General features: G+C 62.7%; 20 protein-coding genes and 1 riboswitch. Of the genes, 11 read left to right on the plus strand and 9 right to left on the minus strand.

Translation table 11 applies throughout. The features are described 5' to 3' along the window. Window positions 1–68 precede the first annotated feature (68 nt). From VPH41_RS21465 to VPH41_RS21475, 3 genes are read right to left on the minus strand one after another with little or no spacing between them, the layout of a single operon-like run. Entirely contained in the window at window positions 69–1,166 is a 1,098-nt protein-coding gene (locus VPH41_RS21465; RefSeq protein ID WP_328571436.1) for a multifunctional CCA tRNA nucleotidyl transferase/2'3'-cyclic phosphodiesterase/2'nucleotidase/phosphatase, read from the minus strand. A 13-nt stretch (window positions 1,167–1,179) separates the two neighbouring features. Next, window positions 1,180–1,896 carry a glutathione S-transferase family protein gene (locus VPH41_RS21470; protein ID WP_152255443.1) on the minus strand — a complete coding sequence of 239 codons (717 nt, stop codon included), beginning with the start codon at window positions 1,894–1,896 and terminating at the stop codon, window positions 1,180–1,182. A 12-nt stretch (window positions 1,897–1,908) separates the two neighbouring features. After that, complete coding sequence (locus tag VPH41_RS21475; RefSeq protein ID WP_328571437.1) at window positions 1,909–3,897, minus strand: lytic transglycosylase domain-containing protein; 1,989 nt, start codon at window positions 3,895–3,897, stop codon at window positions 1,909–1,911. Window positions 3,898–4,001: 104 nt separating this feature from the next. Here VPH41_RS21475 and VPH41_RS21480 point away from each other — a divergent pair, with 104 nt between their 5' ends. Further along, window positions 4,002–4,529 carry a 5-formyltetrahydrofolate cyclo-ligase gene (locus VPH41_RS21480; RefSeq protein WP_328571438.1) on the plus strand — a complete coding sequence of 176 codons (528 nt, stop codon included), beginning with the start codon at window positions 4,002–4,004 and terminating at the stop codon, window positions 4,527–4,529. Window positions 4,530–4,544: 15 nt separating this feature from the next. On the opposite strand, the gene metF is transcribed toward VPH41_RS21480, so the two are convergent. The 4 genes from metF to metK form a co-directional block, all read right to left on the minus strand. Next, window positions 4,545–5,375, minus strand: a complete 831-nt coding sequence (metF, locus tag VPH41_RS21485; protein WP_152255446.1) for a methylenetetrahydrofolate reductase [NAD(P)H] — start codon at window positions 5,373–5,375, stop codon at window positions 4,545–4,547. After that, complete coding sequence (locus VPH41_RS21490) at window positions 5,362–5,718, minus strand: phage holin family protein (RefSeq protein WP_152281997.1); 357 nt, start codon at window positions 5,716–5,718, stop codon at window positions 5,362–5,364. The genes metF and VPH41_RS21490 overlap by 14 nt, the downstream gene beginning before the upstream one ends. Before the next feature lie 81 nt (window positions 5,719–5,799). Further along, a complete protein-coding gene (gene ahcY / locus VPH41_RS21495) occupies window positions 5,800–7,224 on the minus strand; it encodes an adenosylhomocysteinase (protein ID WP_034783536.1) in 1,425 nt (474 codons plus the stop codon). A gap of 27 nt (window positions 7,225–7,251) precedes the next feature. Then, a riboswitch (S-adenosyl-L-homocysteine riboswitch) is annotated at window positions 7,252–7,320 on the minus strand. Between the two features lie 122 nt (window positions 7,321–7,442). Continuing rightward, entirely contained in the window at window positions 7,443–8,609 is a 1,167-nt protein-coding gene (gene metK, locus VPH41_RS21500; RefSeq protein ID WP_152255449.1) for a methionine adenosyltransferase, read from the minus strand. Between the two features lie 188 nt (window positions 8,610–8,797). Here metK and VPH41_RS21505 point away from each other — a divergent pair, with 188 nt between their 5' ends. Genes VPH41_RS21505 through dapF form a run of 3 tightly spaced genes read left to right on the plus strand, consistent with a single transcriptional unit; the run spans window position 8,798 to window position 11,414 of the window. Beyond that, window positions 8,798–9,667, plus strand: a complete 870-nt coding sequence (locus VPH41_RS21505; protein ID WP_328571439.1) for a lysophospholipid acyltransferase family protein — start codon at window positions 8,798–8,800, stop codon at window positions 9,665–9,667. Beyond that, the gene (locus VPH41_RS21510; RefSeq protein WP_152255451.1) at window positions 9,664–10,539 is read left to right on the plus strand and encodes an LpxL/LpxP family acyltransferase; all 876 of its coding nucleotides are present in this window, start codon (window positions 9,664–9,666) and stop codon (window positions 10,537–10,539) included. The genes VPH41_RS21505 and VPH41_RS21510 overlap by 4 nt, the downstream gene beginning before the upstream one ends. Before the next feature lie 11 nt (window positions 10,540–10,550). Continuing rightward, window positions 10,551–11,414 (plus strand): diaminopimelate epimerase, encoded by an 864-nt coding sequence (dapF, locus tag VPH41_RS21515; RefSeq protein WP_328571440.1) that lies wholly within the window; start codon window positions 10,551–10,553, stop codon window positions 11,412–11,414. A gap of 23 nt (window positions 11,415–11,437) precedes the next feature. Here dapF and VPH41_RS21520 read toward each other — a convergent pair whose 3' ends face one another. Together VPH41_RS21520 and VPH41_RS21525 are read right to left on the minus strand one after the other, a co-directional pair. Next, a complete protein-coding gene (locus VPH41_RS21520; RefSeq protein ID WP_328571441.1) occupies window positions 11,438–12,940 on the minus strand; it encodes a tetratricopeptide repeat protein in 1,503 nt (500 codons plus the stop codon). Between the two features lie 91 nt (window positions 12,941–13,031). Then, window positions 13,032–13,232, minus strand: a complete 201-nt coding sequence (locus VPH41_RS21525) for a hypothetical protein (RefSeq protein WP_152281993.1) — start codon at window positions 13,230–13,232, stop codon at window positions 13,032–13,034. 124 nt (window positions 13,233–13,356) lie between these two features. Between VPH41_RS21525 and VPH41_RS21530 the strand changes: the two genes are divergently transcribed. The 7 genes from VPH41_RS21530 (at window position 13,357) to hslU (ending at window position 20,678) form a co-directional block, all read left to right on the plus strand. After that, window positions 13,357–14,445, plus strand: a complete 1,089-nt coding sequence (locus tag VPH41_RS21530; RefSeq protein ID WP_328571442.1) for a porin — start codon at window positions 13,357–13,359, stop codon at window positions 14,443–14,445. A gap of 179 nt (window positions 14,446–14,624) precedes the next feature. Beyond that, window positions 14,625–15,302 (plus strand): DUF484 family protein, encoded by a 678-nt coding sequence (locus tag VPH41_RS21535; RefSeq protein WP_152281991.1) that lies wholly within the window; start codon window positions 14,625–14,627, stop codon window positions 15,300–15,302. 5 nt (window positions 15,303–15,307) lie between these two features. Further along, entirely contained in the window at window positions 15,308–16,255 is a 948-nt protein-coding gene (locus tag VPH41_RS21540) for a tyrosine recombinase XerC (protein ID WP_328571443.1), read from the plus strand. A gap of 139 nt (window positions 16,256–16,394) precedes the next feature. Then, entirely contained in the window at window positions 16,395–17,495 is a 1,101-nt protein-coding gene (locus tag VPH41_RS21545) for a CobW family GTP-binding protein (protein WP_328571444.1), read from the plus strand. 482 nt (window positions 17,496–17,977) lie between these two features. After that, a complete protein-coding gene (gene dksA, locus VPH41_RS21550; RefSeq protein ID WP_034753066.1) occupies window positions 17,978–18,430 on the plus strand; it encodes an RNA polymerase-binding protein DksA in 453 nt (150 codons plus the stop codon). 222 nt (window positions 18,431–18,652) lie between these two features. Next, complete coding sequence (gene hslV / locus VPH41_RS21555) at window positions 18,653–19,189, plus strand: ATP-dependent protease subunit HslV (protein WP_010394217.1); 537 nt, start codon at window positions 18,653–18,655, stop codon at window positions 19,187–19,189. Window positions 19,190–19,325: 136 nt separating this feature from the next. After that, window positions 19,326–20,678 carry an ATP-dependent protease ATPase subunit HslU gene (gene hslU, locus VPH41_RS21560; protein WP_287776072.1) on the plus strand — a complete coding sequence of 451 codons (1,353 nt, stop codon included), beginning with the start codon at window positions 19,326–19,328 and terminating at the stop codon, window positions 20,676–20,678. Window positions 20,679–20,687 lie beyond the last annotated feature (9 nt).

Raw genomic sequence — 20,687 nt, forward strand, 5'->3', positions numbered from 1 at the left:
CTGGAAGCGGTGCTGCGGCACGTCAGGCCGGCATTGTGCAGTGCAGCATTGTACCGTAGTTCCGCCGTTCAAGCCTGGGCCAGGAAGGCCTGCACGGCCGCCACCCGCGCCGCATGGATGACTTCGGGGATGCGTTTCGGCTCCGCGCAGCCTTGCGCCAGCGCACCCGCATTGACGGCGCGCGCCGCGTCCAGCCCGCCCTGCAGCCGTGCCGCCTGAGGGAAATCGCCGCTGACCAGTCCATCGCAGGCCACCGCTTGCAGCATCTGCGTAAAGCGCTGCGGCTTGCGCAAGCCGTCGCAGCGTTCGCACAGGGCAACGATGGCTTCGGCGCTCAGCGCCAGCGCGCCATTGATCTGCTCGCGCTCGCGGGCCGCCATGACGGCCAGCTCGCGGCACTCGTTGGGCACGCGCAAGCGCTCGCTCAGTTGTTCGATGGCATCCTTGCTCATGCGCAGCATCAGGGCCGCAAAACGCACGGGCAACTCGAGGCCTTGCGCTGCCGCATGGTCGATCACCTGCAGCAGGCGCTCGCTCAGCGCAATTTCCCCCATGATGCGCGCCAGGGCACCGCATTCGTGCAGCACCGTCAGCATGCGCGACGGGCGGCTTTCCATCAGCCCCTTGGCCACTTCCTGCCATACGCGCTCGGCCACGAGGGCGTCGACTTCGCCATCGGCCACCATCTGGCGCATCAGCGCCATGGTGGCGGGCGCCACCGTAAAAGCGTCGAAGCGAGCGGCAAAGCGGGCCAGGCGCAGGATGCGCACGGGGTCTTCGCCAAAGGCGTCGGACACGTGGCGGAAGATCTTGTTGCGGATATCCGCGATGCCGCCGAACGGGTCCGTCAGGCTGCCATCCTCGGCCCGGGCGATGGCGTTGATGGTCAGATCGCGGCGCACCAGGTCGTCTTCCAGCGTGACGTCGGGCGCCGTGTGGAAGACAAAGCCCCGGTAGCCGGGCGCCGTCTTGCGCTCCGTGCGGGCCAAGGCATATTCTTCCTGCGTCTTCGGGTGCAGGAAGACGGGGAAATCCTTGCCCACGGGACGGAAGCCCTGGCGCAGCATGTCTTCAGGCGTGGCGCCCACGACAACGTGGTCGTGGTCTTTCACGGGCAAGCCCAGCAGTTGGTCGCGCACCGCGCCACCGACCGTGTATATCTTCATCGTCAACGTCTCTTTAATCGGGCAATTCCGCGTCGTGCTTGGCAGCGACTTCCGTTTCCGCCAGCGCTTCCGCGATCCAGCGGGCCACGGCCGGGTGCGCCTGCACGCGTTCGCAATACGCGTTCAAGGCCGGTGCCAGGCTCACGCCATACGTGCGGAAACGCATGACGACGGGGGCGAAATACGCATCGGCGATGGAAAAGTCGCCAAACAGGAACTGGTGGTGGCCAAAGCGCGACAAGCACTCTTCCCAGATTTCGCTGATGCGGCCGATGTCGGCCTGGGCGGCGGCCGTGCGGCCCCGGCCCGGCAATTTTGCCTTGATATTCATCGACATATCCGTGCGCAAGCCCGCGAAACCCGAGTGCATTTCCGCGCAGACACAGCGTGCCATGGCGCGCGCGGCCACGTCCTGCGGCCACAGGTGCTTATCGGGAAACTGCTCGGCCAGGTATTCGCAGATGGCCAGGCTGTCCCAGATCGTCATCTCGCCCGCCAGCAGCACGGGCACGCGGCCGCAGGCCGAATATTCGGCGATTTTCGTCGCCGTGTCGCTCTGGTCGAGCAAGACGCGCACTTCATGGAACGGGATGCCGAACGCCGTCATGGCCACCCACGGGCGCATCGACCACGACGAGTAATTCTTGTTGCCGATGATGAGGGTCAGGCCCGGCTCGCGCGCGGCGGCCAGGGTTTGCGTCAGGCTGGGATCGAGAATGGTCGTTTGCATGGTCGGCGGGCTTTAGTTGGATGATGGCAAATCGGCAGAAACAGCGCTGTTTTTCGGTCCCACGGTGCCCAGGCGCGCTTTCAGCGACTGCGGGCTCTTCTCGAACAGGGCCGCGTAATAGGTGGCGTTGGCCATCACGTTTTTCACGTAGCCGCGCGTTTCCGTGTACGGGATCGTTTCAGCGAAGACGGCGCCTTCCAGCGGACGCGTCATGGTGGCGCGCCAGATGCGCAGGCGCCCCGGTCCCGCGTTGTAGGCGGCACTGGCCAGCACTTGCGAACCGTCGAGGCCACCGAGCACCATGTTCAGGTAATTCGTGCCCAGCAAGACGTTGGTGCGCACATCGCTCAGGGTTTCCGTGACGAAATCGGTGAGGCCGATCTTCTTGGCGACATAGCGGGCCGTCGACGGCATCACCTGCATCAGGCCCGAGGCGCCCACATGCGACTGCGCATCCATGATGAAGCGCGATTCCTGGCGGATCAAGCCATACACCCAGGCCTTATCCAGGCCCAGCGTCTGCGTGGCCGGGTGCATGACGTCGTCGTGCGGCGTCGGATAGCGCTGCGTGTAATCCACTTCCAGACGCGTGCGGTCCGAGGTGTTGACCATGCGGTCGAGCACATTGTTCTGGCGCGCAAATTCCGCGGCCGCCAGGTGCTGGCGGTCCGTCATCGAACGCAATTCCCAGTTCCACTCGCGCGTGCCTTCGAAGCGCAAACGCATATTGAAAAATTTCAAGGCCCGCTGCAAGCCCGGATTGGCCGCCATGACGGCAATTTCCGCCGGCGTCACGGGCTGGCCCGGCGGCGGCAACACCAGATGGTTGCCCAGCTCTTCATTGGCCAGCAAGCCGTAGAAATTCGATTGCTCGCTGATCGTGCGGTACAGGGCATCGGCCTGCGCATTCGGGCGGCCCGGCGTTTCCGCCTGCTGCGCCCGCGCCAGCCAGTACACCCAGGTGGGGTCCGTGCGCAGGGACGCCGGCATGGCCTGGATGGCGGCCTTCACCAGCGGCCAATTCCCTTCCCGCAGGGCAATGCGCGCCTTCCACTGCATCTGCTCCTGGGTCAGGGGCGCACCATTGGTTTTTTGCCAATATTCAAACGCTTCCGGCGCCAGCGCATACGACGCTTGCAGGGCCAGGCTGGCCCATCCGATGGCCTGCTCCTGCGCCGTCAACTGCGAACTCGCCTTTTGCAGGGCCACCACGCCCAGTTTCAAGGTGCTTTTCGCCATGCGGCCCACGGCCACCAGGTACATTTCATGGTCGGCGCGGCTGGCGCCCGGGCCCTTGGCCAGCACCAGCGCGGGCAAGTCGATCGCTTGCGCCATCTTCGCGTCGGAGGCGCCCAGCAGCAGCGCGATGCGGCGCGCGGGGCCCGTGGCATTGGTCTGGCCCGCCAGGCGGATCTGCGCCCACAGGTCGTTCGTGTCGAACTGGCCGTTTTGCGCCAACACCGCGATCAGGCTGCCGCACGCTTCGCCATAGCCGGGCGGCGACACGAGCAGGTTGCGCGCCTCGGGCGCCACGTTCTGTCCCTTGGCGGCGCGCGACATCAGCGCATAGCACTTGAGCTGGGTGTCGTCGTCGAGCGCGAATTGCGGGTATTGCTCGTCAAACACAACCCAGTCGCGCTTGCGGCCCAGCTCCAGCAGCCAGTCGTTGCGGAAACGGTCGGCGATGGCGCTGCCCTTGTAGCGGTTCAGGTAATCGCGAAATTGCGCCTCGGTCAACTGTTTGATGCGCGGTTTCAGCCGATAATAGTCAACATACGATGGAATCTGGTAATTCGTCAGGCGCCCCGCGTAAAAGTCGGCTTTCTCGATGTCATCCTTGCGCGCGGCGTCGCGCAGCAGCAGGAAGGCATCGTCCTCGCTGCGCGTGTCGGGTGCGGCAGGCGTTACGGTGGCGGACACCTGGGCCAGGGCGACCAGGGGAGACAAGGCCGATGCAACACACAGCATCGTGCCGGCAATCCATTTCAGTGGGGAAATCAATGTACGACTCTCAATCTTAACTTGATGGTGATATGAATAGCGACCCTAGAATAACATGCGATCCGGCTACACGGCCACCCATTGCGCCACAGGAAAAAGCCGGCTTGCGCAAAGCCTTGCTGGCGGCCCGCCGCACCCTGCCCGAGGCCACGCGCACGCAGTGGGATGCGGCCATCGCGCAGCGCCTGCTGGACTGGTGCGCGCAGGAAAACGTCGGGGAACTGGGCGTCTACTGGCCCCTGCATGGCGAGCCGGACTTGCACGGCGCGTATGCGCAGCTGGCCGCGCGCGGCGTGCAGTTAAGCCTGCCGGTGGTGCTGGAAAAGCACGCGCCGCTGGCGTTTTCTACCTGGACGCCGGGCGAAGCGATGGTCAAGGATGGCATGGGCGTGGCCGTACCGGCCCAATTGCGCCTGTGCCCGGCGCCCGCCACCCTGCTGGTGCCTTGCCTGGGGTTTAATGAGCAACGTTTCCGGCTCGGCTATGGAGGCGGCTATTACGACCGCACCCTGGAACACGCGCCACGCCCCCGCACCCTCGGTGTGGCATACGGCTGTCTGAAGGCATCATTTGCCAGCGGCACATACGACATCGCCCTCGATCACATCGTGACCGAGGGCGATCTGCTCTGACGGATCAGATGGGGATTACTTGACCAGGCGCTGCCACAGTGCGGTCGTGGGCGCCGCCTGGTTCATGCTATAGAAATGCAAGCCTGGCGCGCCGCCTTCCAGCAGGCGTTCGCACAAGCCCGTCACCACGTCCAGGCCAAAGGCCTTGATGGACGCGCTGTCGTCGCCAAAGCTGGCCAGCTTCAGACGCACCCAGCGTGGAATTTCCGCGCCGCACATGTCCGAAAAGCGCATCAGCTGCGTGTAGTTCGTGATCGGCATGATGCCTGCCACGATGGGCACGTTGATGCCCATCTTCTGCGTCTGCTCGACAAACTGGAAATACGCGTCGGCATTGTAGAAGTACTGGGTGATGGCGGCATCGGCGCCGGCCTGCACCTTGCGCGCGAACGCGTTCAGGTCGTCCTGCGGCGAACGGGCTTGCGGGTGCACTTCCGGATAGGCGGCCACTTCGATATGGAAATGGTCGCCCGTCTCGGCGCGGATGAATTCCACCAGCTCGTTGGCATAGCGGAACTCGCCCGAGGCGCCATAGCCGCTCGGCAAGTCGCCGCGCAAGGCGACGATACGGTTCACGCCAGCCGCCTTGAAGTCGGCCAGCACGGCGCGGATCGATTCGCGCGAACCGCCCACGCAAGACAGATGGGGCGCGGCTTCTTCGCCGGCCGCCAGGATCTCGCGCACGGTGTCGAGCGTGCCCTGCTGCGTGGTGCCGCCCGCGCCAAACGTCACCGAGAAATACTTCGGATGCAACTCGGACAACTTGACCCGCGTGGCGCGCAGCTTTTCCGCCCCTTCCGGGGTTTTCGGCGGGAAAAACTCAATACTGAAGTTATGGTTTGCCATCGTCATTACTCAAAAGTAAGGTCGACAGGGCCCAGGAAATGACGCTGTACAGCAATGCACCACCCACGGCCGACCAGAAACTGGCGACATGGAAACCAGCGATCACCTGCGCCACGAGCCAGAACATGAAACCGTTGATGATCAAAATGAACAGGCCCAGCGACAAGAACGTCACGGGCAGGGTCAGCAGGATCAGCAGGGGGCGGATCAGCGCATTGACCAGTCCCAGCACGGCGGCGGCCAGCAGCGCGGTCCAGCCGCTGCTCATCGTTACCGAGTGCATCAGGTAGGGAACGGCAAACAGGGCTGCCGCATTGATAAACCAAATCAGTAGCAAGCGCATTTCTCTAGCCTGTCAAAAGTGAGGTCAGGCCGGCGGCGGACGCCGGCCCTCGGAGGGTGAGTTACAGCCCCGGACTACCGATCAGTAGCGGTAGTGGTCTGGCTTGTATGGACCTTCCGTGCGCACGCCGATGTAGTCGGCTTGCTCTTGCGTCAGTTCCGTCAGCTGCGCATTCAACTTTTTGAGTTGCAGGCGGGCGACTTTTTCATCGAGGTGTTTCGGCAAGGTGTACACGCCGACCGGGTAGTTGGCCGTGTTGGCGTACAGTTCGATCTGCGCGATCGTCTGGTTGGCAAACGACGAGCTCATCACGTACGACGGGTGGCCCGTGCCGCAACCGAGGTTGACCAGGCGGCCTTCGGCCAGCAGGATGATGCGGCGGCCCGACGGGAAGATGATGTGGTCGACTTGCGGCTTGATGTTTTCCCACTCGTATTGTTTCAACGAAGCGACGTCGATTTCATTGTCGAAGTGACCAATGTTGCAGACGATGGCCTGGTCTTTCATGCGCGTCAGGTGATCGTGCGTGAGGATATGGTAGTTGCCCGTGCAGGTGACAAAGATGTCGCCATGTTCGCACGCGTAATCCATCGTGACCACGCGGTAGCCTTCCATCGCCGCCTGCAGTGCGCAGATCGGGTCGACTTCCGTCACCCACACTTGCGCCGACAGGGCGCGCATGGCTTGGGCCGAACCCTTGCCCACGTCGCCGTAACCGGCGATGACGGCCACTTTACCGGCGATCATCACGTCGGTGGCGCGCTTGATGCCATCGACCAAGGACTCGCGGCAGCCGTACAGGTTGTCGAACTTCGATTTCGTCACGGAATCGTTCACGTTGATCGCAGGGAAAGCCAGCTTGCCTTCCTTGTGCATCTGGTACAGGCGGTGCACGCCGGTGGTGGTTTCTTCCGTCACGCCCAGGATTTCCGGCAGGCGCTTCGAATACCAGGTCGGATCGGCCAGCAAGTGTTTCTTGATCGAATTGAACAGGCAGATTTCTTCTTCCGAACCGGGGTTGGCCAGTACCGACAGGTCGGTTTCCGCGCGCACGCCCAGGTGCAGCAGCAGGGTGGCATCGCCGCCATCGTCGAGGATCATGTTCGAGTAGACCGCCTTGCCGTCCACGTTCGGCCATTCGAAGATGCGGTGCGTGTATTCCCAGTAGTCGTCCAGCGATTCGCCCTTGACGGCGAACACAGGGGTGCCGGCGGCAGCGATGGCGGCGGCGGCGTGATCTTGTGTGGAGTAAATGTTGCACGATGCCCAACGCACTTGCGCGCCCAGTGCTTCCAGGGTCTGGATCAGCACGGCGGTCTGGATGGTCATGTGGATGGAACCGGTGATGCGCGCGCCTTTCAAAGGCTGCGCTGCCGCGAATTCTTCGCGGATGGCCATCAGGCCAGGCATTTCCGTTTCAGCAATCTTGATTTCTTTGTCGCCCCATGCAGCCAAGGTGATATCGGCGATGGTGTAGTCGTGTTGCGATTTGAGTACGGCGTTCATCACGCCCTCCTTTCAGTTGTTGAAAAAGGTACGTGAGCGCGGTTGCAGGATATTCCGAGCCTGGCGAATTTCTTCGTCGCAACGCTCCTCGGACACGGGATTTTAACATTGTCAAGACCGCCGCGCCAGCCTGTTTGCACCGCATTGCCACGTAACAACACATAAAAAAAGCGCCCGCAGCCAGCAGGCCGGGGGCGCTCATCAGCAAGCGGACTGGATTACTTCAGGCCGGCGGCGTCGCGCAGCAGGGCGACCTTGTCCGTGCGTTCCCACGTGAATTCCGGCTCTTCGCGGCCGAAGTGGCCGTAGGCGGCGCTCTTCTGGTAGATCGGGCGCAGCAGGTCCAGCATTTGCACGATGCCTTTTGGACGCAGGTCGAAGTGCGCCAGCACCAGCTTGGCGATTTCCGCGTCAGGAATCACGCCCGTGCCTTCCGTGTAGACGGTGATGTTGATCGGCTTGGCCACGCCGATGGCGTAGCTGACCTGCACCTGGCATTGGCGCGCCAGGCCGGCGGCGACGATGTTTTTCGCCACGTAGCGGGCCGCATATGCTGCCGAACGGTCGACTTTTGACGGGTCCTTGCCCGAGAACGCGCCGCCGCCGTGCGGGGCTGCGCCACCGTAGGTGTCGACGATGATCTTGCGGCCGGTCAAGCCGCAATCGCCTTGCGGACCGCCGATGACGAAACGGCCCGTCGGGTTGACGAGGAATTTCGTGTCCGTCAGCCATTCGCGCGGCAGGATGGGCTTGATGATTTCTTCGATGACCGCTTCTTCGATCTGCGAATGCGAGATTTCCGGCGCATGCTGGGTCGACAGCACGACCGTGTGCACGCCGACGGGGCGGCCATCGACGTAGCGCAGGGTCACTTGCGATTTCGCGTCCGGACGCAGCCATGGCAAACGGCCATCCTTGCGCAGCTGCGACTGGCGTTCGACCAGGCGGTGCGCGTAGTGGATGGCGGCGGGCATCAGCTCGGCCGTTTCGTCGCAGGCATAACCGAACATCAAGCCTTGGTCGCCAGCGCCTTGATCCAGGTCAATCCCCGCACCTTCATCGACGCCTTGCGCGATGTCCGGCGACTGCTTGTCGTAGGCCACCAGCACGGCGCAACCCTTGTAGTCGATGCCGTATTCCGTGTTGTCGTAACCGATGCGTTTGATGGTTTCGCGCGCAACTTGAATATAATCCACATTGGCGTGAGTGGTAATCTCGCCAGCCAGCACCACCAGGCCCGTGTTGCACAGGGTTTCGGCAGCCACGCGGGCGGCTGGATCCTGGGCCAGGATGGCGTCAAGGATGGCGTCGGAAATTTGATCGGCAACCTTGTCGGGATGGCCTTCCGAGACGGATTCGGAAGTGAAGAGATAGTCGTTTGACATTGCAAGCTCCTGTTTACTATGTGAATGTTCTGTCGCAGTAAAGAGGATTTTGCCTGCGACGCTTTAGCGATATTTATATTCCGCTTCGCAAGTTGTCTATTAACTCAGCGGTTACTGCATACGTGGTATTTTACGCTTCTTAAAAAATTTTGGCACAGCAACACGCCATTCCTGGAAACCGCTTATACATGTTAGTCCCAATTTTCCGCTTCTTGTCCATCTTTCCCCTGCCCGTCCTGCATGGCCTGGGCGCTGCGCTTGGCTGGGTGATTTACGCCATTTCACCGTCCTACCGGCGCCGCATGCGCGAAAACATGCAGGGTGCGGGGTTTTCGCAACACTTGCACACGGCCGTGGCCGAAGCGGGCAAGAGCGTACTGGAATTGCCCTTCATCTGGTGCGCGCCGGCCGAACGCGTGGCGCGCCATGCGACGGTGGAAAACTGGGAACTGGTGGAAAAAGCCCTGCAGCACGGCCGCGGCATCGTCTTCCTGACGCCGCACCTGGGCTGCTTTGAAATCGTCGCCCAGCAGATCGCGCTGCGCACGCCGCTCACCGTGATGTACCGCCCGCCCAAGCGCGCTGCATTGAAGCCGCTGATCGAAGGCGCCCGCGCGCGCGAAAACCTGATGCTGGCGCCCGCCAATATGTCGGGCGTGCGCATCTTTGCCAAATGCCTCAAAAAAGGCCAGCCCATCGGCCTGCTGCCCGACCAGGTGCCGCAGGAGGGCGAAGGCGTGTGGGCCGATTTCTTCGGCCGTCCCGCCTACACCATGACCCTGCCGGCCAAGCTGGCGCAGATGGGCGGCGCCGAAGTCATCATCACCTACGCCGAGCGCCTGCCGGGCGGACGCGGCTATGTCGTGCACTTCGTGCCTTTCACCGAGTCGCTCGACAGTACCTCGGCGGAACAGGCGCGCACCATCAATGCAGCCATGGAACAGTTGATCGCGCGCAGCCCGGCGCAATATCTGTGGAGCTACAACCGCTACAAGGTGCCGCGCGGTGCGCCGCCGCCCGCGCCTGCCGCGCCCGAAGCGACCAAGGAGCAGGCATGAGACTGCTGATCGCCTTCATGTGGCTGCTGCACTGGCTGCCCTTGCCCATCCTGGGCCGCTTCGGCGTGGCCGTCGGCAGCCTGCTGTTCATCGCCATGCCCACGCGGCGCAAGATTGCCCTGACGAATCTGCGCCTGTGTATGCCGCAATTGTCGGAAGCCGAGCGCGTGGCCCTGGCACGCCAGCATTTCCAGGCGTATTCGCGCAGCGTGTGGGAGCGCAGCATCCTGTGGTGGTCGTCGGAAGAACGGCTGAACCGCCTGATCAAGAAGGTGCCCGCCTTCCCGGGCCAGCAGATCGCGGCCAAGCCCACCATCCTGCTGTGTCCGCACTTCGTCTGCCTCGACGTGGCCGGCGCCGCCACGGCCATGGAAATTTCCGCCTCGTCCATGTATGTGCAGCAAAAGAACGCGGCCTTCGACCAGGCCCTGCGCAACGGCCGTTCGCGCTTCAAGCCGCCCAAGCTGTTTACGCGCCAGGACGGCATCAAGACGATTTTGCGCGCCCTGCGCGACGGCCTGCCCTATTTCATGCTGCCGGACATGGATTTCGGCGAAAAGGATGCGGAATTCGTGCCCTTCTTCGGCGTGCCCGCCGCCACCCTGACGGCCACGGCGCGCCTGGCGCTGGCCGCCAAGGCACAGGTCATTCCCGTCATCGCCACCTTCCTGCCCAATTACCAGGGCTGGAAAGTGACTTATTACCCGGCGTGGGACGATTACCCGGGCGACGACATCACGGCCGCCACGCGCCGCATGAACGAATTCATCGAAGAGCGCGTGCGCGAAGCGCCGGCCGAATACTTCTGGACGCACAAGCGCTTCAAGACGCGTCCCGAAGGCGAAGCGTCGTTCTATAACCAGCACAAGTGATACGGCAGACCATGAAACTCCACTTTACGAAAATGCATGGCGCCGGCAATGACTTCATCGTCATCGACGCCATCAACCAGGACATCGATTTCACGCCGGCCCAGTGGCAGCGCCTGGCCGACCGCCGTTTCGGCATCGGCGCCGACCAGATCCTCGTGGTGGAAAAGCCGCGCCTGCCCGGCTGCGACTTCCGCTACCGCATCTACAACAACGACGGGGGCGAAGTGGAGCAATGCGGCAACGGCGCGCGCGCCTTCGTCAAGTTCGTCAGCGAAAAAGGCTTGTCCGACAAGACCAGCATCCGTGTGGAAACCATGGCCGGCATCATTGCGCCCCGCCTGGAGATCGACGGCAGCATCACGGTCGACATGGGCGCGCCCGTGCTGGAACCCGCGCTGGTGCCGTTCGATGCAAACGGCCTCGCTGGTGTAACGGAAGGCAACGACACCGTGTGGCCGCTGGACCTGGCGCTGCCGGGGCTGACGGCCCCCGTGCTGGTATCGGTCGTGTCGATGGGCAACCCGCATGCCGTGCAAGTGGTCGACGATGTCGACGCGCAAGACCTGGAACAATCGGGCCCGCTGATCGAACACCACCCGCGCTTCCCCCGCCGGGTCAACGCGGGCTACATGCAGATCGTCGACCGCCAGCACGTGAAACTGCGCGTGTACGAGCGGGGCGCGGGCGAAACCCTGGCGTGCGGCACGGGCGCCTGCGCCGCTGCCGTGGCCGGCATCATGCGGGGCCGGCTCGACTCGCCCGTGCGCATCAGCGCGCGCGGCGGCGAACTGTCGATCGCATGGCAAGGCCCGGGCCATCCCGTGCTGATGACGGGTCCGGCCGTCACCGTCTTCGAAGGCTCGATCGAGCTGTAGGCAGCGCGGCAAGCCTTTCTACATCATGCCGCCAGGAACTGCTGTTCCTGCGCGACATCCAGCTCGGCCAGGTAGCACTTCAGCCGGTACAGGCGCTGCCGGTAATTGCCTTCCGGCCCCGTCACGCCGCAATCGACGCGCTCGAACAGGCGCACCACCTGATCGAGCAGCTGGCGCTCCTGCGCCGTGCGGATCAGCACCAGGCGCCGCTTGCCGCGCCCATGCGTGGCGCTGATATCGATCAACAGACAATGCCCCTGGTCGGCCGCATGGATATCGAGCAGCAACGCCTCGGCACGCGACAAATGAAAGCGGCGCGCCAGCTCCAGCCGCGCCGCCAGCAGCGGGTGGCTTTGGCCCAGCTGGCGCAAGTGCCCATCGGCATGCAGCGCGGCGCACTGGCCCCAGTCGCCGGGCTCGCCCTGCGGCGCGATCTTCGCCAGCGCCGCCTCCGCTTCACTGCTGCCCTGCGCCTGCGCCTGCAGCAGCCAATACGCGGCCCGCACATCGCTGTTGACGCCGTCGCGGCGGTTGCGCCAGGCATGCATGCCGCACTCGAGCTGAGCCGGGCCATGCCCCAGGTCGGCAGCGCGCTCCAGGCAGGAATGGGCTTCGACCACATTGCGCTGGGAAAATTCCGGTTTCGTATAAATACGCGACAGCACGAACCACGCTTCGGCCAGTCCCTGCTCGCCCGCCTGCGTCAGCCAGCGCACGGCCCGCTTGAAATTGGCGGCGCCATGGCGCGTGGCCAGCCGCTGGCCATGCGCATCCATGCGCGCATAGCCGAGTCCCAGCTCCAGCTGCGCCGTGCGGTCGCCGCCATGCGCGGCCAGCTCGCAGCACTGCCAGCCTTCCGCATCGCCGCCAGGCGCCAATGCCTGGGCACAGCGCGACAGCAGCAGCACCTGCTGCGCGTCGAGGGCGATCGTGCGCGCACCGGCCGCCGCCTGCCGCTGCAGCAGCTCGCGCGCCAGCGGCAAGGCTTGCACCAGGAATCCCGCATGGTCGCCCTGGCTCCAGGCCTGCTCCAGCCCCGCATACAGCGGCGTGTCGCCGTCGAAGGCTTGCTCGCCAGCCAGGCTGGCATCCGGCACGGGGACTGCGGATGCGCCTTCCTGCATGGACAACAACCATTGCGCATCGGGCAAGCCGGCCCGCACGGCGGCGTCCAGCGCCAGGCGCGCCTTGGCGCGCAGGGTTTCGCAACTGCTGGCGGCATTGCCCAGCACCAGTTGCGCCAGCACCAGCCCGGCCTGCACCAGGCCCGCATCGAACGCCTGCGCGTAATACGGGATCAGCGCCTTGGCTGCCGGCTGCGCCACTTCAAAAGGCACATGCGTGCCAATCAGCATGCACGCTTCCTCGCTATCCTCCTGGGCCGCCCGCGCCAGCCAGTGCAAGGCGGTCGGCAAGCTTTGCGGCACTCCCTGGCCGAACAGATACACGCGTCCCAGCGCCAGCTGGCACGCCACATCGCCAGCACGTGCGCCCTTGATCAATCCTAATGTTTCGCGATTTGCCATCGATTCTCGATATTGAGTCAATGATTCTAGTAATAGTGAGCCATCTCCAGGCCCCTGCATGCGGGCCGTCCCTTAGTGTAACGTCCTTGTGTCATAAATCCCCCAAAGCCGGCTGAAGAACTTGATTCAACGCAACAATGTCCTGGCCCGGATACGCCAAGATGACAGGGCGCGGCGGCCGCGACGATGGGAAGGCGCTTGCCATCGGCGCAGGATCGCGCAGAAACCGCGCGTTACAAAAATACAACAGGGCTGTGGATTTATGACGCTTTTCACCAATCTTTTCACGCATATTTGACCAATCCCGCACGTCTTGCGCGCCGACGAATTAAGGTTCATTCATCGAAACGCGACAGTTCGCGCATTTCAATCTGCTCGGATCTCGGACGGAACTCACTTTTAATAGGGAATAAGACATGAAAAAATCACTCGTTGCCCTCGCACTCTTCGGCGCCTTTGCCGCAACAGCACAAGCGCAGTCGTCCGTCCAAATCTACGGCACGATCGATGCAGGCCTGGCCAAAGCGACTGGTTCGAGCACTGCCGTCACCAAACGCGACAACAACAAACTGGGCTTCAAGGGCACGGAAGATCTGGGCAATGGCTTGAAAGCTATTTTCCAACTGGAAATTCGCTATGAATCCGATACCGGCACCATCGAAAACACGTCGGGCACCAATTCGCGTCCGCTGTTCCAGGGTCAAAGCCGCGTCGGCCTGCAGGGCGACTTCGGTACCGTACGCCTGGGCCGTGGCCTGACCGCCTTCCAGGAATCGAGCACCGCGTTCGAACCATGGTCGGGCATGCCTACGCCAGCCGGTTTCCAGACCGACCTGACCGTCGCCGGCTACACCAGCGATCCGCTGAGCGCAGATGGCAACTCGCGTAACCGCTTCTCGAACGCCGTGTTCTACAACTCGCCAGTGATCGAAGGCTTCCAGCTGAACGCCACCGTAGCTGCCAAGGAAGCAAACAACAACAGCCTCGTTCCAGCGCGTGCGCCGGGCAACGCAGTAACATTTGCCTCGGGTAACTATGCACTGCCAGCCAACGTGGCGCCAGCATCGAATCCGTACTCGATGTCCGTAACCTACACATCGCCTGGCTTTGCCGCCATGGCCGCCTACGAGCGTAATGGCGTGCAAGCCAAGCTGTGGTCGGTTGCCGCCTCGGTCAATCCGATTCCTGAGCTGAAAGTCATGTTGTCGATCCAGCACCAGAAAGATGACGACTTCAAAATCATCAATACCGGCACCAAATCGTGGGTACTGGGCGCCAACTACGACGTCGGCCCAGGCAAGATCCGCGCTGGCTACGGTCAAAAAACGCCGGATGGCGTAGTCAAATCCAAGCAGGCATCGATTGGCTATGACTACAACCTGTCGAAACGTACCTACCTGTACGCAGACATTTCGAACAAAAAAGCAGCCGTTGCCAATAGCATCAACTACAACGTTGCGAAAAGCATCAACTACTTCGGTCTGGGCGTACATCACAACTTCTAATGCCCCGCATGTCACCCGCCACGGGTGATTGCTGAGCAAGGAATGCAAGGCGGCATGGGCAACCATGCCGCTTTTTTCATGGGCACACGGAAAATGCATGGGCGCCCCGCCCTTTGCGCCTATGCCGCCGCACTCTCGGTTAGAATGAAGCGTTCACCTTTCACTGACAGATATTCTCAATGACCGCCACACTCGATTCCAGCACCGTCGCCCAGTACCTGAGCGAGCATCCGACTTTCTTCGAAGAGCACACCGCGCTGCTCGGCGAGGTCAAGCTGAGCAGCCCGCTGACGGGGCGCACCATCTCACTGCAGGAACGGCAGATGGAAGTGATGCGCGACAAGTACAAGGCGCTGGAACTGCGCATGTCCAAGCTGAGCCGCCTGGCCGAGGAAAATGGCGATATCGCCAGCAAGTTCCACGGCTGGAACCAGGCCATGCTGCAAGTACGCAACGATGCCGACATGCCGCGCGTGCTGGTCGATGCCTTGCAAAGCAATTTCGACGTGCCCTACGTCAGCCTGCGCCTGTGGCAAGTGCTGCCGGAACACGCGAACGGCTGGTTCACGGACGATGTCACGGCCGACGTGCGCATGTTCGCCAACAGCCTGCAAGCGCCGTACTGCGGCAGCAACCGCGATTTCGAAGCCGTGCACTGGCTGCAGGCCGATAAAGTCGAATCGACCGTCATGATCGCCCTGCGCGCGCCCGGCACCACGGGTACCTTCGGCTTGCTGGTGCTCGGCTCGCCCGACAGCGAACGTTTCACGTCCAGCATGGGCACCGACTTCCTCGTGCATATCGGCGCCACGGCCAGCGCCGCCCTGGCGGCGCTGCGCGCCGGCGCGCCCGCTTAACAAGCATGGGCGACGCGCGCAGCAAGGCCGAATGGCTGGCCAGCTACCTGGCGCAGCTGGCCACGCAGCGCAAGCTGTCGCCGCACACGCTGGACGCCTACGGGCGCGACTTGCGCACCTTGCTGGAACTGAGCGGCGACACGCCCTGGACGGCCCTGGCGCACAATGAAGTGCGCCGCTACACGGCCAAGCTGCATGCCGGCGGCCTCGACCCGCGCTCGATCGCCCGCAAGCTGTCGTCCTGGCGCGGCTTTTTCAACTGGCTCAGCGGCGAGACCCAGCTCGACGCCAACCCCGTCGACGGCATCCGCGCGCCCAAGCGGGCCAAGACCCTGCCCAAGGCCCTGTCGGTGGACGATGCCGTGCGCCTCGTGGCGCCCGCGCAACACCAGCAAGGCGCCGCCGAACCGGAACAACTGTGCAACCGCGCCATGTTCGAGCTGCTGTATTCGAGCGGCTTGCGCGTCTCCGAACTGACCAGCCTGGACACCCATTACTGCAAGGCCGAGAACGGCCAGGACGCTTCGCTGGGCTGGCTGGACATGGCCAGCTTTGAAGTGATCGTCACGGGCAAGGGCAGCAAGATGCGCAAGGTGCCCGTCGGCAAGGCGGCCCTCGTCGCGCTGGCCAGCTGGCTGGCCGTGCGCCCGCCGGCGGCCGATGGCAGCGCCGCGCTGTTCCTCAGCACGCGCGGCACGCGCATCTCGCCCCGCGTACTGCAGCTGCGCCTGAAGGCGCATGCGCTGGCCACAGAGATTCCCGCGAATGTGCACCCGCACGTGCTGCGCCACTCGTTCGCTTCGCACGTGCTGCAATCGTCGGGCGACTTGCGCGCCGTGCAGGAAATGCTCGGCCATTCCAGCATCACCTCGACCCAGGTCTACACGGCCCTCGACTTCCAGCATCTGGCGCACGTGTATGACCAGGCGCACCCGCGCGCCAAGCTCAAGTAAGCGCCCCTGGCCCCTTGCCGACCTGATCCATATCAAGCGACTCGGCGCCCATTTGCAAGCTTTTGCAAAATTCCGGCATAATCGTCCGCATTCGTCCGCTTGCGCGGGGGCACCACCGATTACAGCATAGGCATCCTTCATGGCACTGATTCCCACCACCATCCTCACCGGCTTCCTGGGCGCAGGCAAAACCACCTTGCTCAACCGCATACTGCAGGAAGACCACGGCATGCGCATCGCCGTGATCGAGAACGAGTTTGGCCAGGAAAACATCGACAATGAAATCCTGGTGCAGGATAGCAACGAGCACATCATCGAGATGAACAACGGCTGCATCTGCTGCACCGTGCGCGGCGACCTGATCGTGGGCTTGACGGAACTGGCGCGCAAGCGCGACGCCGGCTTGCTGGCGTTCGACCGCGTCGTCATCGAAACGACGGGCCTGGCCAATCCCGGTCCCGTGGCGCAGACCTTCTTTGTCGACGAAGAAGTGGGCAGCCACTACATGCTCGACGCCATCCTCACGGTGGTCGATGCCCGCCATGCCATGAAGCAACTCGATGAATACGAGGAAGCCCAGCGGCAAGTGGGCTTTGCCGACAAGCTGCTGCTGTCGAAAACCGACCTCGTCAGTGAAGACGACGTGGCCACCCTGACGCGCCGCCTGAAGCGCATCAACCCGCGCGCGCCCATCGCCAAGGTCGATTTCGGCCGCGCGCCGCTGGCCGAAGTGCTCGACATCCGCGGCTTCAACCTGAACGAAAAGCTGGAACTGGACCCGGATTTCCTGGCCACGGAAACGGCCCACGTGCACGATCATGACCATGCGCACGAGCACGCCCATGAACATGCACATGCCGGCGAGAACGCACACCATCACGAGCACAGCGACGCCTGCGCCACCGATTGCGGCCATGCCGACCACCACCACGCGCAGCACAGCGACGATATCGCCGCCTTTGTATTCAAGAGCACGCAACCGTTTGACAGCGCCAAACTCGACGAGTTCCTCGGCGGCCTGGTGCAGGTGTACGGCCCGCGCATGCTGCGCTACAAGGGCGTACTGCTGATGCAGGGCGCGGAACGCAAGGTGGTCTTCCAGGGCGTGCACCAGCTGATGGGCAGCGACCTGGGCGCCAAATGGGGCGAGAACGAAGTGCGTGGCAGCAAAATGGTGTTTATTGGCAAAAATCTACCAAAAGACATTTTTATTCGCGGACTCGAACAATGTTTGGTATAAACTAGCCGGGTTTTGCAAAGTATCCGTTGCAAAGCAGAAACAAAAGGGAAAGTTAAGCACGCTTTCCCGCTGTCTGACACGCATCTTGCTGGTATAAACCAACAGGTGGCCGTCTCTGATCGGCAAGTCAACAAATCGGGATGGCAATATAAAGCAAAGCGTGCCAAAATCAGCGACGAAAACGGCCCATGTCGTTCGCCTGTCATGAAATGCTGGCAAACTGCCGCTGGCCGCATGCCAGGCATGCAACCGATCCACCCAACACGCCCGTTGACGCGCGCATAGCGCGACTGGCATAGAGCGGTAAAAAGTTATCAACATGGCAAATATAGCCGGCCGGTAGTCCTGGCCGCCGCCGGCAAGCCAAGGTCGCAAGCAGTACATCCGGACAGCAATGCCCAGCGGAACCTGTACAGTTGCTCGGCATCGCCGCATCAACTGATCAATTTGAAAACTCTGTCGTATCGAAGGTAAGCGAAGTTATGACCAAAACTAATAAATCGACCCCGGCCGCCAACCAAGACATCCCTCTCATCAGCGAAGACCAAATTCGCGCCATGAGCGAAGATGACTACATGAATCCGGCACAACTGGCATTCTTCAAGGCACGCCTGCAGCAGCTCGAAAAAGATTTGCTGAAAAACGCCGGCGAAACCACGGAACACTTGCGTGAAACCGTGCTGGTTCCGGACCCTGCCGACCGCGCCACCATCGAGGAAGAGCATGCGCTGGAACTGCGCACGCGCGACCGCGAACGCAAATTGCTGAAGAAAGTGCAGCAATCGATCGCCAGCATCGACGCCGGCGACTACGGCTGGTGCGAAGAAACGGGCGAGCCTATCGGCATCCCCCGCCTGATCGCCCGTCCGACCGCCACCCTGTCGCTGGAAGCCCAGCAACGGCGCGAACTGAAGCAAAAACTGTACGGCGACTGATCGCCCTTCCCTCGCGCGCCGCCCTGGCGGCCCCGCGCTGGCGAGTCAAAAAAGCACACAACCTGCGTTGCGTGCTTTTTTTTCGTCCCGCGCCGACTACACTGAAGCAGGCACGGCAGCGGCAAGTCCCGCTTGCAATTGCCTTTTCCATCCCCATTTTTGAACCATGGGCGCGCAGGCGCATGACGCTGCACGCATCGGCACGAATCTTTTGAGGTCACTATGGAACAATTTCACGGCACCACCATCCTCTGCGTCCGGCGCGGCAAGCAAGTCGCGCTGGGCGGCGACGGCCAGGTAACGTTGGGCAACATTGTCATGAAGGGCACGGCCCGCAAGGTGCGCAAGTTGTACCAGGGCAAGGTCCTGGTCGGCTTTGCCGGCGGCACCGCCGATGCCTTCACCCTGCTCGACCGTTTTGAAGGCAAGCTGGAAAAGCACCAGGGCAACCTGCTGCGCGCCTCCGTCGAACTGGCCAAGGACTGGCGCACGGACCGCGTGCTGCGCCGCCTGGAAGCGATGCTGCTGGTGGCCGACAGCGAGTCGACCCTGGTCATCACGGGCAATGGCGACGTGCTGGAGCCGGAAGACGGCATCGGCGCCATCGGCTCGGGCGGCACCTATGCCCAGTCGGCCGCCAAGGCGCTGCAGGAAAACACGGACTTGTCGCCGGCCGAAGTGGTCAAGAAATCGCTGACCATCGCCGCGGAACTCTGCATCTACACGAATATGTCCCACATCATCGAGACCCTGGACTAAGAGTCCCCGAGAAAACGCCCATGGCGGCGTTGCCTGGCCTAGGCGTACAAAAAGGTACTGCCTGCGGCCAAGCGCCTTGCCCTGAACGTTTTTCGGGCACTCTACGCAAAAGAAAGATAGAAAGCCAACTATGATCATGAACATGACCCCGTCGGAAATCGTCACCGAACTCGACAAGCACGTGGTGGGCCAGGCCAAGGCCAAGCGCGCCGTCGCCATCGCCCTGCGCAACCGCTGGCGCCGCCAGCAGGTGGCCGAGCCCCTGCGCCATGAAATCACGCCCAAGAACATCCTCATGATCGGCCCCACGGGCGTCGGCAAGACGGAAATCGCGCGCCGCCTGGCCAAGCTGGCCGAGGCGCCGTTCATCAAGATCGAAGCGACCAAGTTCACGGAAGTGGGCTATGTGGGGCGCGACGTCGACACCATCATCCGCGACCTGATCGACATCGGCATCAAGCAGACGCGCGCGCTGGAAATGAAGAAAGTGCGCGCCCGCGCCGAAGACGCAGCGGAAGACCGCATCATCGACATCCTCGTGCCGCCGGCACGCGACTTCGGCTTCACGCCGAATACGGCAGCGGCCGTGGACAGCGGCAGCGGCGACAGCACGCGCCAGACCTTCCGCAAGCGCCTGCGCCAGGGCGAGCTCGATGACAAGGAAATCGAGATCGAGCTGGCCGAGGCGGGCCCGCAGATGGAAATCATGGCGCCGCCGGGCATGGAAGAAATGACGGAGCAGATCAAGTCCATGTTTTCGGGCGTGGGCGGACAGCGCAAGAAGGCGCGCAAGATCAAGATCCGCGAAGCCTTGAAACTGCTGGTCGAGGAAGAGGCGGCCAAGCTGGTCAACGAGGATGAGCTGAAACAGAAGGCCATCCAGAACGTCGAGCAGAACGGCATCGTCTTCCTCGATGAAATCGACAAGATCGCCTCGCGCTCGGAATCGGGCGGCGCCGACGTCTCGCGCGCCGGCGTGCAGCGCGACCTGCTGCCGCTGGTCGAGGGCACGACCGTCAACACCAAGTACGGCATGATCCGCACGGACCACATCCTGTTCATCGCCTCGGGCGCCTTCCACCTGTCGAAACCGTCGGACCTGATCCCGGAACTGCAGGGGCGCTTCCCCATCCGCGTGGAACTGGAATCGCTGTCGATTTCGGACTTCGAGCGCATCCTGACGAGCACCGACGCCTGCCTGACGATGCAGTACGAAGCCTTGCTGGCGACGGAAAACCTCAAATTGCAATTTGCGCCGGAAGGCATCACGCGCCTGGCGGAAATCGCCTACTCGGTAAACGAGCGCACGGAAAACATCGGCGCGCGCCGCCTGCATACGGTGATGGAAAAACTGCTGGAAGAAGTGTCGTTTACGGCCAGCGAAGGCAGCAGCAGTACGGAAAACGTGCTGGTGATCGATGCCGCCTACGTCAACGAACGCCTGGAAGCGCTGTCGGTCAACGAAGACCTGTCGCGCTACGTGCTGTAATCAGGGAGG

Origin of the sequence: Janthinobacterium sp. P210006 (assembly GCF_036231885.1) — a bacterium.
GTDB classification, from domain to species: Bacteria; Pseudomonadota; Gammaproteobacteria; order Burkholderiales; family Burkholderiaceae_D; genus Janthinobacterium; species Janthinobacterium violaceinigrum.